Annotated in this window: 11 protein-coding genes and 1 pseudogene; 5 read left to right on the top strand and 7 right to left on the bottom strand. The window is 68.8% G+C overall.

Annotation, left to right across the window (positions count from 1 at the left end; genetic code table 11):
* Positions 1-149: 149 nt before the first annotated feature.
* Positions 150-272 carry a hypothetical protein gene (locus IE252_RS44055; RefSeq protein ID WP_268248458.1) on the bottom strand — a complete coding sequence of 41 codons (123 nt, stop codon included), beginning with the start codon at positions 270-272 and terminating at the stop codon, positions 150-152.
* A gap of 1603 nt (positions 273-1875) precedes the next feature.
* On the opposite strand from IE252_RS44055, the gene IE252_RS37840 reads away from it, so the two are divergent.
* Entirely contained in the window at positions 1876-2073 is a 198-nt protein-coding gene (locus tag IE252_RS37840; RefSeq protein WP_190094027.1) for a hypothetical protein, read from the top strand.
* Positions 2074-2486: 413 nt separating this feature from the next.
* Here IE252_RS37840 and IE252_RS37835 read toward each other — a convergent pair whose 3' ends face one another.
* Complete coding sequence (locus IE252_RS37835) at positions 2487-3242, bottom strand: hypothetical protein (RefSeq protein ID WP_190094026.1); 756 nt, start codon at positions 3240-3242, stop codon at positions 2487-2489.
* A gap of 1186 nt (positions 3243-4428) precedes the next feature.
* On the opposite strand from IE252_RS37835, the gene IE252_RS37830 reads away from it, so the two are divergent.
* The gene (locus IE252_RS37830) at positions 4429-5103 is read left to right on the top strand and encodes a hypothetical protein (protein ID WP_190094025.1); all 675 of its coding nucleotides are present in this window, start codon (positions 4429-4431) and stop codon (positions 5101-5103) included.
* 185 nt (positions 5104-5288) lie between these two features.
* Here the strand turns inward: IE252_RS37830 and IE252_RS37825 are convergent, their stop codons facing one another.
* Positions 5289-5633: a hypothetical protein gene (locus IE252_RS37825; RefSeq protein WP_190094024.1), complete on the bottom strand. Its 345-nt coding sequence runs from the start codon at positions 5631-5633 to the stop codon at positions 5289-5291.
* A 182-nt stretch (positions 5634-5815) separates the two neighbouring features.
* Between IE252_RS37825 and IE252_RS43625 the strand changes: the two genes are divergently transcribed.
* The gene (locus tag IE252_RS43625; RefSeq protein ID WP_229849058.1) at positions 5816-7510 is read left to right on the top strand and encodes an FG-GAP-like repeat-containing protein; all 1695 of its coding nucleotides are present in this window, start codon (positions 5816-5818) and stop codon (positions 7508-7510) included.
* Here the strand turns inward: IE252_RS43625 and IE252_RS43620 are convergent.
* Positions 7492-7686: pseudogene (locus IE252_RS43620) on the bottom strand (hypothetical protein); the annotation flags it as partial. The gene IE252_RS43625 and the pseudogene IE252_RS43620 overlap by 19 nt on opposite strands.
* A 313-nt stretch (positions 7687-7999) precedes the next feature.
* Here IE252_RS43620 and IE252_RS37815 point away from each other — a divergent pair.
* Positions 8000-8971: a quinone oxidoreductase family protein gene (locus IE252_RS37815; protein ID WP_190094023.1), complete on the top strand. Its 972-nt coding sequence runs from the start codon at positions 8000-8002 to the stop codon at positions 8969-8971.
* A gap of 177 nt (positions 8972-9148) precedes the next feature.
* Here the strand turns inward: IE252_RS37815 and IE252_RS37810 are convergent, their stop codons facing one another.
* Together IE252_RS37810 and IE252_RS37805 are read right to left on the bottom strand one after the other, a co-directional pair.
* Complete coding sequence (locus tag IE252_RS37810) at positions 9149-9619, bottom strand: hypothetical protein (RefSeq protein WP_190094022.1); 471 nt, start codon at positions 9617-9619, stop codon at positions 9149-9151.
* The gene (locus IE252_RS37805) at positions 9616-10650 is read right to left on the bottom strand and encodes an RDD family protein (RefSeq protein WP_190094021.1); all 1035 of its coding nucleotides are present in this window, start codon (positions 10648-10650) and stop codon (positions 9616-9618) included. The genes IE252_RS37810 and IE252_RS37805 overlap by 4 nt, the downstream gene beginning before the upstream one ends.
* Positions 10651-10906: 256 nt before the next feature.
* On the opposite strand from IE252_RS37805, the gene IE252_RS37800 reads away from it, so the two are divergent.
* On the top strand, positions 10907-11365 hold the full coding sequence (locus tag IE252_RS37800; RefSeq protein WP_229849057.1) for a hypothetical protein: 459 nt from the start codon (positions 10907-10909) through the stop codon (positions 11363-11365).
* A gap of 136 nt (positions 11366-11501) precedes the next feature.
* Here IE252_RS37800 and IE252_RS37795 read toward each other — a convergent pair whose 3' ends face one another.
* Positions 11502-12461, bottom strand: a complete 960-nt coding sequence (locus IE252_RS37795; RefSeq protein WP_190094019.1) for an RICIN domain-containing protein — start codon at positions 12459-12461, stop codon at positions 11502-11504.
* Positions 12462-13228: the final 767 nt, after the last annotated feature.

Genomic DNA, 13228 nt, shown 5'->3' with positions numbered 1-13228 from the left:
GCCGTGCCAGCCGCCGCCGCGCGCCATGTAGTGGTAGAGCACCACGGTCAGCGCGGCGAGCAGCCGCAGGCCGTCCAGTGCGTACAGCCGCCCGTGACGGGTCGCCGTGACCGGAGAGTCGGCCCGCCGCTGCGCTATGAGGGCAGGAATCACTGGATCGCGCCCCGGTGGAGGCGGCCGGATCCCTTGGCGGTGAAGCGGGGAGCAGGTGATTCACCATCGGCTCGTATCGCGTCAGCGGCGAGCCCCCGGAGAGCAATGACGATGGACATGCTCAACTCCATGGCTGTACAAGATGAGTGCAGAAGAAATAGCTGGTCACCCGCGCGGGGATGGTCCGACACCGACTGGTCGAGACATTCCGGCTGCACGCGGAATCGGGCACCGCACCAACCGGCGCGGTGGCGGGCGGCCGGAGCACGCTGACCGGTCAGCGTCGAGCCCGGTCATACGGAGCCTGCGCCCGCACGTGCCCCTCGACTCGACCTGCCGGAACGTGCCGTGTTCTCCGGGCGGTGTAGGCCTGGGGGTAGTGCGCGGTGGGCTGCGGCGATCGAGCGGGCGTACGTGTTGTCGGAGAGGCCGAGTGATTCCCTCTCCATCTCCAACGGGCGGCTCACGACGCTGGATTGACCAGATCCCGCATACATCTCCCCGCCCCCTCAATAGTTGAATGATCACTCACGATAGGGAGCATTCTTGGACGCAGCGGCTAAGTGAGGCACACCTAAGTCCCGAGGCCTTCCAGGCCCGCCGCCGCACCTTCCGAGCCGCTCGGACCACGCCCCCGTTCCACCGACCCAGTCGTGTTCGACCTCCGGCAGGCACGAACGGCCAACGGTGAGGCGGCGGCCTTCGGGACCTCGTAACTCAGGTGTACCTCGCTTAGCCGCTGCGCCTAAAAATGCTCCCTATCGTTAGCGATCAATCAACCATGGGGGGCGGGGACGTGTATGTGAAACCCAGACAATCCGGCGCCGTGAGCCGCCCGTTGAAGAGGGAGAGGGAATCACTCCGCCTTTCCTTCATCGTTTACGGCCCCTCGATCACTGAAGCCCCCCACGAGCTCCGCCCCAGCCCCAGCCCCAAGCCGGGCCGAAGGCCACGACAGGCTCCGGCAGATGGAGTCGAGGGCCTCACGCTGGGACTCATCGCGTCGCACAGCCCTCCGTCGCCCATGTCGACGACGTGGTCTGCCTGGGCCCCTCCCCTGACTGTTGCTGGCCACCAGCGATGCCACCCCTGCTGGAGTGGTGCTGGACCCCAGCGGCGCCATCGGCGTCCCGCACACGGACCCCCCGGCGACGCCTCGTGCATCTCTTCGATCGTCGCCCGCGGCCGCCTGGACATCACCGACCTGCCCCTGCACGACCTCATGGGCCCCGGTTCATCGGTGCGACCTGGTTCACCATCACGGGCATCCCGCGCCTGACGCCGCTGCTGCCCGAACCGGGCTCCTCGGCCCTGTTCTGGGGCTCGCGGCCGTCGCCCGGCTCTCTGACAGTGCCGTCGTCGCCCACACCATGATCTATCGGTTCTAGAGCGGCGTACCACGATCGGGACACGACGGACCCCGGGTGCCTACCCGCGGCCGGATCCGCCTCCTCACCAAGTCGTTGGTGTTGCGCCTCCTGGGCGGGCCGGCGGGTGCCGCCAACGGCGTGGCGGGAGCGGCGGCGTGGGCCGTCACACCGTCCGGGCCCACGGCGTTCCCTGCGTCGGCCGCCCTCGGTGGCCTGGCCTCTACGGCGTCAGCGCCGTCGCTGGCCTCTGTCCAAGCGTATGCACTGCCCGCCTCACCCCGACCGGGGCCCTCGCGGGCCCCTGACTCCAAACCCCAACCCCCTTTCCCCCTACCAGGATCGGAGCACATCCATGCCCTCTCCCTGCAACCGCCCGCGGGTTCGGCAAGCCTGCGCCGCCGCCCTCACCGCCATCCTCGCGGTCACCGTCCTCGTCGGCTGCGGCAATGACAACACCAAGGTCACCTCGCTTCCGAAGAACGACGGGAAGCAGACCGGCAGCGGCGACGACGCCCCCGCCGAGGACGAAGGTCACGTCCGACACGCCTGAGGCAGAGCAGAAATCCGAGGAATTCTGGGCCGCATGGAACACCTGCCTGACGAAGAGGGCGCAGGCCGCCGGCATCGAGACAGAGGTCATAACCGAGGGGGAGGCGAAGGGCGAGGTCGGACCCAATAAGGACGCCGCAGGGGGAGACGGTCCGCTCGCCAAGAAGTGGCGCGATGAGATCATCCGTGCCTGCGGCAGGGAAATCCTTGCACCACGGCCCCGTTGAAGGACGAATCGCCCACTAAGGAACTCGCGAAGGCCAAGAAGGTCGCAGGGGTGCGCCGTCGACGACTGAGGCAGCTGGGGCCTCGACGTGGCCACCGAGAGCCGGAGTGCTCCGGGCTCGTAGGTGCCCAAGCAACTCTTCACCGACGGCTATGCACACCGCGCCGACGCAAGCCAGGGAAGCCGTGCTACGAGGACGAGGCCTGGAGGATGGCGTTCAGGTCAGCCATCGACCCAATAGTCTTTTCCCCGACCGTACCCGGCTGAGTCACATAATGATCCCTGCCGTACGCGTCGACCGCCTTATAGAAAATATACCCATTGGGAATACTGTCGAAGTGGCCCCCCTCCTGTATGTTGATCCCGAGCTGAAGATCGGCTCCAGACCGGTCCGCTTTCTGTGAGGCTTGAGTCAGGGTGTTCGGGCCGACGGTGTACCGGAAGTCGTGCTGAAGGCACGCATCGACTGTGGACTGCCAAGAAATCCAATTCCCGAGTCCTTTCATTAACGGATAGCTGCATCCATCGGCGTAGAAGCTGCGCTTCAGCTGAGCCGCCCTTGGATCCGCCGACCGGGATTTGATGACCCGGTTCCGCAAGTTGATGAACTCCTTGTTGGGCATCCGGGCGATGCTGTTGTACAGCTCGACGCTGAACTTCGCTCCCGGATGCCCCGGTGAAGGCGCACCAGGGCCTTCAGTCCAGACGCCGCGGGGCTGGCGACTGTTCGGGTTCCCGCACGGTCCGTCCGCCGCACCTGCGCCCGCCGTCGCCGCTTCGAGCTTCAACCCTTCTTGGGGGGATTCCTCCTCGGCGGGCGCGTTTTCGGCCTGCTCTTCTGCGGCCTGTCCCTGCGCCGGCTCCTCCTCGGCCTTGTCCTGCCCCGTCGGCTCCGGCACGGTCTGTTCCTGCTCGTTCGGCTCTACGGGGCTGGGATCGCCCATACCCGGCACGCCTGCGCCCGGGCTTCCCGCGCTCGGCACACCCCCACCCGGATTCCCCGCACCCGGGTCGCCTCCTCCCGAAACACCCGTGCCCGGGCTTCCTGCGCCCGGCACACCCCCACCCGGATTCTCCGCACCCGGGTCGCCCCCTCCCGAAACACCCTCTCCCGGAACACCCGCGCCCGGACTACCCGAACCAGCGTTCCCTGCACCGGGGTTGCCCCCCGCCGGTAAACCTCCACCCGGCTTGGCCGCACCAGGCGCGCCCGCACCGGGGCCGCCCCCAGCCGGAACACTCGCGCTCGGTTCGCCGGCACCGGGAGCACCCGTACCCGGCTTCCCCAGCGAGCCTCCCGGCTGGACGCAGTCGGGTTGACTCGTGGCGGTGGTCTTTCCCCCGGTATCGAACACCTCGCCGCCGTAGGACACCGACGCGATGCCCATCACCCCGGTGGTGATCAGCACACCGATCGCCACTACACGTCGTTTGCCACGAGGGCTGCGGGCGTGGGACGCCTTCATCTCGGCCATCATTCACTTCCTCCCAAAGGATCTGCCCGCAACTGAACATCGGACTCAGCAGTGCAGGTGGTACTCACTCAAGAGGAGCCGGTCGGTATCTCGGATCGTGCCTGCGGCGGAGTTCCGTCGAATCGAACGTTCGCGGTCTACGGCATGGCGAGCGACCAGTACCGGCGCTGCGTCGGCTTTTCCGCCTCGCCCCACTGCTGTGCTCCGCAGCCATTGCTGGTCGGAAGGCGCGCCGGTAGGGGACCTCGCCCCGAGTTTCTTCGGGATCGTCATCGGTGCAGTCGGCGTGCCGGCCACGCTGGCCCCGAACTCTCGTGCACGACCTCCGGGAAGGGCGTTGTCCGAGCAGTCCTACCGGTGAGGCAGCAGGCTTGGAAGACCTTGCAAAGAAGGTGTGCCTCACTTAGCCGCTGCGCTGAAGAATGCCCCCTATCGTGAGTGATCGTTCAACTACCGAGGGGCGGGGGCATGTACGTATGCGAGAGCTGCACAACTCAGCGTCGTGAGTCGCCCGTTGGAGGTGGCGCGGGAATCACTCGCTCTCTCCTGCGCCGCTCACACCCTCTTTTTCGCTGAAGCCCACCGCGCACTCCGCCCCCAAGCGGGCGCCTGCCCCCCCTTTTTTTGTTCCCACTTTGAGATTTGGAGTACGTCCATGTCCTCTTCCTACAACCGTCCGCGGGGGCGGCAAGTCTGCTTCGCCGCCCTCACCGGCATCCTCGCGGCCACGGTCCTGACCGGCTGCGGCAACGACACCACCAAGGCCGACGGTGGAGGAGAGCAGAAGGTCGCCTGGCTGCCGAAGAGCGACGGGAAGCAGACCGGCAGCAGCGGCAACGGCGCCCCCTCGGGGAAGAAGCTCAAGCCCGGCACCCCCGAGGCGGAGAAGGCATTCGAGGCATACAGGGCCGCGCACAACACCTGCCTCACGAAGACCGCACAGGCCGCCGGCATCGAGACCAAGGTCATGACCGAGGGGAAGGAAGCCGGCGAGGTCATACCCAGGGAAGACATGGGCAGCGTGATAGGGAAAGCGGGCGGCGTACTCGAAGGCGGCCCCCTCGCCATGAAGTGGTACAAGGAGATCGTTCCCCCCTGCAACAAGAAGGTCCCAGCACCACAGTTCGAAGACGACGAATCGCCCGCAGAGGAACTCGCCAAGGCCAAGAAGCACTACGACTGCCTGAACAAAGCCGGCCTGACCGGACTCCACGAACCCACCAACGACAATCTGGCCCTCTTCACACCGGAAGGCCTAGCAAAGTACTACAGTCCGCACCCCGACCCGAAAGCCAAGGAAAAAGTCAACAAGTGCGACCTCAACCACTGACCGCACCACCCTCCACTGCCTGAGAGGCACGATGAACGCGGTGGCGACCTGCTTGCCGCGAACCCGTGGAGGGCCACCTGTCCTTCCGCTCCCGCGCGCTCACACGCCTTCCCGTCCGCACACGAAGCCGACCGGACACACTCAGACGGCCGATGAGACCGGCCGGTGCCCAGCGCGGGTGCGCGTCACTCGCGCACAGCCTCGAAAGGCTCGTCGTCCCAACGCCAGCCCGCCGTGCCGTCACCATGAATGTGCAGCATGAACTCGGCGACAGGGCTGCCGTCGGGGAACGTCATCGTGAGCGTGTCGCGGATCCGGGCGTAGCAGGTGTCGGCCCGTTCCCAGTCGTCCTCCTCGACGGCCCGCTCCTGCTCCGCGAAGAGGGGGCGGAACTCGTCGAAGCCGGGAAGTGGCTCCACGTCCGCATGGGTCCACGGCATGTCGGTGCCGGTCACGGTCAGCCGGGCAATCACCTGGTCGCCGTGGTGGAGCCGCCAGATGCTGCCGGGGGTCAGATGTGGGTTGGCCATGGCTCCATGATGGCGATCGCCCGATGACGGCGAACAACCACGGCACCGGTTACGGGACCGGTTGCCGACCCACCCACCGCCGTCACACCTACACCCACCCGATAGTCTCCTCCCGCGCCAGGGGGGATCCAGGCGCTGCAGCGGCCGCAACAGGCCGCCCACCCTGCCCTGGGGGCATCTTCGTGCGTCAGTCCAGAACTCGTGCTGCCCTGGTGGTCGCCGCGGCCACCACCCTGAGCGCCGCCGGCGTCTGCGCCGCGCAGCCCGCAGCCGCCGACGCGGGCTTCCATCCCGCCGTACGCAACCTCACGCTCGGCCCCGGCTACAGCTGGGGCGTGGGCGACGGCGCTGCCGGGACGCCGGACGGGACCGTGGTCTACGCATTCAGCAAGGCCCCGCTCACTGACGCCTCCTGGAGCGGTGGGGGGATGCCCGCCGGGCTGACCGCCAGCGCGGGGCACTACGGGTGCACGGTGTACGCCGGGGCGGCCGGTGTCTTCGCCTGCCCCGTCACCACCGACAACCCCCTCGACGAGCCCGAGGTGGCGGCCGGTGCCTCGGCGGCCAACGGCACCACCGCGTACGTGGGCATCGCCTACGCGCCGCGCGGCTCCAGCATCGCGGCGGCCGTCAAGACAGCCCAGCTGGCCGGTACCACCTCCGACCCGCAGAACCCCACCGCGGCCGTCATCAAGGTCATCACGCCCGCGCAGGCCGCCAAGAGCAACGTCACGCTGAGCACGCCTGACGTGCCGCTGAACTCCTCGCTCGTACAGACCGTGCACGTCCACGCCGAGGACCCCGGCCACCTGAGCGTGAACTTCGAGCGCACCCGCGACGAGCGCCCCTTCGACATGGACGAGCTGGACATCAAGGTCCAGTCGGTGGACGGCGGGCCGGGCAGCTCCTGCGGCCACACCCTCGACTCCATCGGGGGCGGCGACACCGTGCGCTGCGACCTGCCCGCGGGCGAGCACACCGTCACGTACACGCTCGCCTCCGGCCCCGCGGTCGCCGCCTGGAAGATCAACGCGCGCGCCGACTTCGAGGTCGTCGACCACGGCAGCGGCAACCCGAGCGCGGAGAGCACCTTCGCCGTGTCCAGCCCCTATCCCGTACGCGACCGCTACCGCCTGTTCGCCCGCGACGCCAAGGGCCTGCTGCGGTACTACGACGGTACGGGCAAGGCCGCCGCACCCTACGGCGAGCGCTGGGACCTCGGCGACGGCTGGCAGCAGTACACCGCGCTCAGCTCGCTCGGCCCGGTCACCGTGCACAGCACCGGCGACGTGGTCGCCCGGGACAAGAACGGTGTGCTGTGGCACTTCAAGGGCAGCGCCAACGGCAGCCTGTTCGCCGCGCGTACCAAGGTCGGCGGCGGCTGGAACACGTACAACACGCTCGTCGGCTCGGCCGACGTGAGCGGCGACGGCCGCTCCGACCTGGTCGCCCGCGACGCCTCCGGCGTGCTGTGGCTGTATCGCGGTACGGGTGACGGGGCCGGGCTGTTCGCCTCGCGTACGAAGATCGGTGGCGGTTGGAACACCTACACCGCCCTCACCGCTCCCGGCGACCTGACCGGCGACGGCAGGGCCGACCTGCTGGGCCGCGACGCCTCCGGTGTGCTGTGGCTGTACAAGGGCACCGGCAACGCGGCCGCCCCCTACGCCTCCCGTACGAAGATCGGCGGCGGTTGGAACGCCTACACCGCCCTCACCGGCGCCGGCGACCTCACGTCCGACGGCCGCTCCGACCTGGTCGCCCGTGACTCGGCGGGGGTCCTGTGGCTGTACAAGGGCACCGGCAACGCTGCCGCTCCCTACGCGCCTCGGACGCGGATCGGTGGCGGTTGGAACGCCTACAACACGCTGTTCTGATCACTGTTCCCCTGACGTTTCTGAACAGCCCGCAGCCATCGTTCGACGACGGCGAAGTCCTCGTCCGTCAAACCGCGTCGCGGGTCGACCCGGTGGAGTAGGGCACGGCCCGGGTGGTGGGCTTCGGTCCACGCCCGGTCGTGGTCGGTGATTTCGTCGTCGATCCATACGTACGGGTGATCAGCGGGTTGGCGTCGACGGCCGGGGGGCGGCGGCCGTGCCCTGTCTCGTAGGTCGGGTAGCCGTACGGGAGTTGGGCGGACGTCGCGCCGAAGGGGTGTCGCTCTCGCGCGGCAGCCGCATCACGAGGCCGTGCTTCGGGCGGAATGCCTTCGCACCGCTCGCGGTGTCGACGTGGATGTTGTCGCGGTCGACGCCGGCCCGCATGTCCCCGACCTGAACGTGACGGCTACGACACCTCACCGCGAGCGGGAATCGGATCGCCACGAGTGGAGTTGGTGAGGGAGGTTTGCCGTTTCAGGAGGGGTCATGCGAGCGATTCAGATATCCGAAGTGGGCGGTCCCGAGGTGCTGCGGCTGGTCGATATTGACCAACCGACGCCGGGCCCGGGCCAAGCGGTCGTGGAGGTCGCCGCGTCCGGCGTCAACTTCCTCGACGTATACCACCGCCAGGGCCGGTACACCCTCCCGCTGCCCTTCACCCCGGGCACTGAGGGCACGGGCACGGTCCTCGAGGTTGGACCCGGCGTCACCCACGTCGCTGTGGGAGACCGGGTCGGCTGGGTGGAGATTCCCGGCACCTATGCCGAGCAGGCCGTCGTGGACTCCTCCCGGCTCGTGCCCCTGCCCGACGGCGTCGACTTCGAGGCCGCCGCCGCCGTGCTGCTGCAGGGCATGACGGCGCACTACCTCGTCAAGGACGCCTACCCGGTCCAGCCGGGCGACACGGTGCTCGTGCACGCTGCCGCCGGCGGCATGGGGCTTCTGCTGACTCAGCTCATCACCCATCTCGGCGGCAGAGTGATCGGCACAACCTCGACACCGGAGAAGGCCCAGCTGGCGCGGCGAGCCGGAGCCGCCGAGGTGATCCTCTACTCAACAGTGGACGATCTCGCGGCCGAGGTGAAGCGGCTCCATGGCGGCCAGGGCCTGCCTGTCGTCTTCGACGGCGTCGGCAGGGACACCTTCGATGCGAGCCTCGCCAGCCTGCGACCCCGCGGCCACCTGGTGCTCTTCGGCGCCGCGAGTGGCGCAGTGCCGCCCTTCGACCCCATCCGGCTCGCCCAGGGCGGTTCGCTGACGCTGATCCGGCCAAGCCTCGGGGACTTCATCGCCGATCGGTCCGAGCTGCTCCGACGCGCCACCGACGTCCTCGAATTGGTGCGCACCAAGGTGCTTGAGACCACCGTGACGGCCCGCTACCCGCTCGCCGAGGTCGCCCAAGCTCACCGCGATCTGGAGGCTCGGCGTACCACCGGCAAGCTACTCGTCATCCCGTAGGCACGGGGTGTGGAAAGCAGCCGGTAGCGGATTTGCCCAGGGAGACGCCTACCGCCGTCACCGTCGGCAAGGTCCGCGGCCTGGCCGTTAGGAAGAGGAGTGGCTGTTGCGGGTGGACGATCACGACCGCACCGTACTCGGGAGTCGGGAGTCGGGGTTCCGGCTCGGGGCTCCCTCTCAGACCACGCCCGTGTTGGCCGCCGGATCGGCCGGTGCGGGCTGCTGGGCGGGCATGCCGGACAGGGCCGTTCGGTGTGCGCGGCCCGGTTCTCGGGCGTGGGCGGAGTCGACGCGGCGCAGCAGGAAGAGGCCGGCCAGCGAGATCACGCTCGGGCCGGAGAGCAGCGCGGCCAGCCAGGGGGCGCCGTTCATGCCGACCAGGACCGCGCCCGTCAGCATGCCCGCCGAGAGGACGAATCCCGCGATCAGGCCGCCGAGGTAGAGGGCGTGCACCCTGCGGTCCTTGTCGTCCAGCGACTTCAGTCTGGCCTGCTCCATGCGCCATTCGTGTTCCCTGGCGAGTTCCGGCTCGATCGCCTTGAGGGCGATCTCCAGGTGCTCCGGCGGTAGCTGGGCCCACTGGAGGACGATGTCCAGCCCGGTCGACCGCCCGGTGGACGGTGTGGAAGGTGAAGGTCCCTGGCTCATTGCGCGTTCCCTCCGCCACCGTGGACTACGGGTTCCTTGTCGTGGGAGAGGCCCTCGGGAGGGGGGCCCAGGGTCCGGAACACGCGTTCCAGGACGGCCTCGATCGAGCCCACGGCGGCTGCGGTTTCCGGCCGGTCGCTCAGGCCCACCAAGTCGAGGCGGGTCTTGCTGCCTTGGGGCTTTTCCGCCTTGGCTGCGGCTTCCGTCGTACGGGTCCTCTCCGGCCGCCGGGCCCACGACTCGTACCACCGTCGTACGGGGCCGATCAGCCGCCGAAGGCGGGTGCGCAGCGGCTTCCAGTCGAGGGGGGGCGCGCTCCTCCGTACCACCCAGGTGCGGGCGGCCTTGTCGTGCCAGCCCTGGCGCCTCGGGTAGTCGGCCACGGGCCACAGGGACGACGTGAGGAACCCGATGATCAGGACGTTCAGGAGGAATCGCGTCAGGTAGCGACGCGTCGCCCGGCGGGGGCCGGGGGGCGTCATCGCCTCGACGTCGACAACCGCGAGCGCGAACAGCCATTTGCCGGTCGTCCGCCCCCATCTGGCCGTGGGCAGTGCCTCGTAAAAGAATCCGGTGACCAGGGCGACCGCGACGACCGCTGCCCCGAGGGCGCCGGTCGTGCCGTCGATCAGCCAGACCGTCGTCGACTGGCCCGCCGCCGCGGCGTCGTCGATCCTCTGGCGTACGTGCCGGAGGGCCGCGAGCCAGAGGGGTGCGGATGCGCCCGCGACGATGACGGACTTCAGCAGCGCGTCCACGGCCCGCGCGGCGAACCGCCGTACGACCGGTGCCGCCCTCTCGCCCCTTTCCACGGAAGTGAAGGGGCCTTGGAGGGGCAGCGACCACACGGGGCCCGCGGGCGGCGTCGGTTGGGAAAGCACCCCGCCCTCCTGCGGCGCCTGTCGGCTGGAGCCCGGCACCCAGGCGCGGCCGTCCCAGTACCGGATGTACCCGGGAATGCTCGGGTCGGGGTAGTAGCCGGGCGCAGGGCCTTCGGACGCCGAGCCGTCAGGCGTACCGCGATCGGACATACGCCTCCTCTTTTCAACTCCACGTTGTCAGGGCGCCGTCCGTGGGAAAGGCGCCTCACACTCGGCCCACTCCAATGAGTGACCGGGCCGGTCTGCGACGGCCGTCGAGAATCACAGCGCGAGCAGCCACAAACGCCGTCGCTCGCGGCACTTCCCTGTCGAGCCGACCGGGCTGAACCCCCGTTGCGGGAAGTGATCGGAGGACACGGTGAACCTTGCGATGGTCCGTGAGCAGACGCGTGCGTATGTCACCGACATGCTGCTGAAAGGTACGTATGTCCTCGGCTATGTGCTGACGGTGGCCGGTGGGGTGTTCGGCGCGTACTGGCTGGTCCTGCTGAACGGTTCGCTGGCCGCGGCGGGCCTCGGTGGTGCCGGTGCGCTTGCCCAGGCGTCCCGGGCCGTGCAGAAGCACGTGCGCGGGCGCGGGGCCGCTCGGCTGGCGGCCTGGGCGGCGTGCACCCCGCCGATCGTCGAGGCCGACATGGTCCGTGAGATCCGGTCCTTGATGGGCGACTGGGTACGCCGGGCGGCCCTGGTGTGCTCGGCGGTCCTCTGTCTGGCGGGCATCGCCGCCGGCATCTTCTTCCTGGCCTGCCAGAACGCCGCGATGGGTGGGGGGTGCCTGGTCTGGGCGGCGCTCATGTTCAAGCTGACGTGGTGGCTCTCACGGCAGTTGGAGAAGCGTCGGGCCGCGCGGGCGGTCCGACTGTGAGGCTTTCGCCTTGGCTGCGTCGGTTCCCTGTACGGCTGCGGCCGACGCGCCCGCCGGTGGCTGGTTCGTCGGCCGCAGCCCTCACGTTACGTAAGGCTGTCGAGGCGGGCGTTACGTCGGTGTGCGGTGGGAGGGCCTACCGCTGGTCGTCCTGGACGGGCTCCAGACGCCACTTCTGGTTGTCACTGCCGACCCACTCCCACTGCTGGGCGACCGTGCCGTTGTCGTTCTTCGCCGTACCGCCGTCGATCTCCAGCACCTTGCCGCTGTGCTTGGCCACCAGGCGGTAGCAGCCGTCGTCTATCGGCTCGATGCGCCACTTCTGGTTGTCGCCGTTCACCCACTGCCACTGGTGGACGCTCGCACCGTTGCGGGTCTCGCCCACGCCCCCGCTGACGTCCAGCGCCTTGCCGCTGTGCACGGCCATCAGACGGTGGTAGCCGTCGCCGACCGGCTCGATGCGCCACTGCTGGTTGCCGCCGCGCTCCCAGCCCCACTGCTGGATCCGCCCGCCATCGTCGTTCCTCGCGGAGCCGCCGTCGACCTCCAGCACCTTGCCGCTGCGCTTGGCCACCAGGCGAGCCCGACCGGGAATCTCCTTCCGCGACCGCCCCTGGGGAATGCATTCGTCCAGCGCCTCGGCCAGGTAGCCGAACTCGCCGGTCCAGAAGTCGTCACCGAGGGCGGCTGCCTGGGCGGAGCCGCGGACCACGCGCATGTCGGCGCCGTCGTAGCCAGAACGGCTGAGCAGATCGCGGACCTCCATCTCGGTCAGTTCCAGCAATTCCGCATCTTGGTTCTGGTCGCATTTGTTGAAGAAAACGAACAGCGGTATACCGACCGCACGCGCCAGGTCCACATGCTTGCGCGTCTGGGGCATGACGCCGTCCATCGCGGAGACGACCAGAACCGCTCCGTCCAGCGACTCGGCCTTCAGGAGGTCGGGGACTTCGTCGGCGGGGCAGTCACAGTGCCGGTACCGGCGCCGGGACGTCTCGTACGCGAAACGGCGAACACCGCTGCCGGGGATCGCCTCCCCCGCCCCCGCCTGCCTTCCCCCGGCCTTCGCGAGCGTCCTGACCAGCGCGCTGGCCATCGTGGTCTTCCATGCCCGGCATGCCCTAACGACGCGATGGTCAACTCGGGCTTGTCGCCCTGGGATCCGTCGGCGGCCACGGCCGCTCCTCTCTGCCGACTGCGCACACAGCAGCGGCCGCGCCATGCTTCCCGTCGCACCACGGCGTCCACAAGATCGCCGGAACCGTTCAAGCCACCCGCGTCGTGCATACCGAAGGGCCGGTCCCGCCGAAGCGGGGCCGGCCCTTCGATACGGCATGCGCCGATATGGACCCGTAGACACCCGTGTCTCTTCGTCCCGGGTCCGGCTCTTCGGTCAGGGACGGGCTGCCGCCCTCGGACGCGTGTGTCTTCATGATCACAGGCCTCCCCATCAGGTCGTGCAGGTCATACAGGTCATGACTGTCTTCACGGACCGGCCCGGGCTGCGGGCGCGGTCCGGTTCTTGCCGTGCCGGTGGGTGACATCCCCCGAGCTCGTCACCCACCAGCACACTTCCCCCAGGTCACGACATACAAGACGTGTCCTTCATGACGGACCGCGGCGTCGTCAGCCTGCTGTCATCCCCCGGATGGTGCGTCAATGCCCGCTGGTCCTTGCTGTCCGCCTGCTCTCAGGCACACGGAACACGGCAATTCCCCTGCCGTGTTCGAGCCCCCGGCAAGCGTGGTGTGAGTCGGTCTCAGCCGCAGTGCTGCTGGCTGATCTGTCGTCAGATCACTCCCCTCCCGGTCGTCTTTCGAGGCATCCCTCAGACCCGCTGCCTGGGTACGGATGTGGCGCGCA

The sequence above is a fragment of the Streptomyces melanogenes genome (assembly GCF_014649795.1).
Classification (GTDB): domain Bacteria; phylum Actinomycetota; class Actinomycetes; order Streptomycetales; family Streptomycetaceae; genus Streptomyces; species Streptomyces noboritoensis.
This window is presented reverse-complemented; position numbering and strand designations above follow the sequence as displayed.

Bases quoted from the DNA above. Each gene is read 5' to 3' on its own strand.
- IE252_RS37825 (WP_190094024.1), bottom strand. From the start codon at position 5,633: ATGGCCAACCCACATCTGACCCCCGGCAGCATCTGGCGGCTCCACCAC.
- IE252_RS37800 (WP_229849057.1), top strand. From the start codon at position 10,907: ATGCTGCTGAAAGGTACGTATGTCCTCGGCTATGTGCTGACGGTGGCC.
- IE252_RS37795 (WP_190094019.1), bottom strand. From the start codon at position 12,461: ATGGCCAGCGCGCTGGTCAGGACGCTCGCGAAGGCCGGGGGAAGGCAG.
- IE252_RS37815 (WP_190094023.1), top strand. From the start codon at position 8,000: ATGCGAGCGATTCAGATATCCGAAGTGGGCGGTCCCGAGGTGCTGCGG.
- IE252_RS37840 (WP_190094027.1), top strand. From the start codon at position 1,876: ATGCCCTCTCCCTGCAACCGCCCGCGGGTTCGGCAAGCCTGCGCCGCC.
- IE252_RS37835 (WP_190094026.1), bottom strand. From the start codon at position 3,242: ATGGGCGATCCCAGCCCCGTAGAGCCGAACGAGCAGGAACAGACCGTG.
- IE252_RS37830 (WP_190094025.1), top strand. From the start codon at position 4,429: ATGTCCTCTTCCTACAACCGTCCGCGGGGGCGGCAAGTCTGCTTCGCC.
- IE252_RS37805 (WP_190094021.1), bottom strand. From the start codon at position 10,650: ATGTCCGATCGCGGTACGCCTGACGGCTCGGCGTCCGAAGGCCCTGCG.
- IE252_RS37810 (WP_190094022.1), bottom strand. From the start codon at position 9,619: ATGAGCCAGGGACCTTCACCTTCCACACCGTCCACCGGGCGGTCGACC.
- IE252_RS44055 (WP_268248458.1), bottom strand. From the start codon at position 272: ATGTCCATCGTCATTGCTCTCCGGGGGCTCGCCGCTGACGCGATACGA.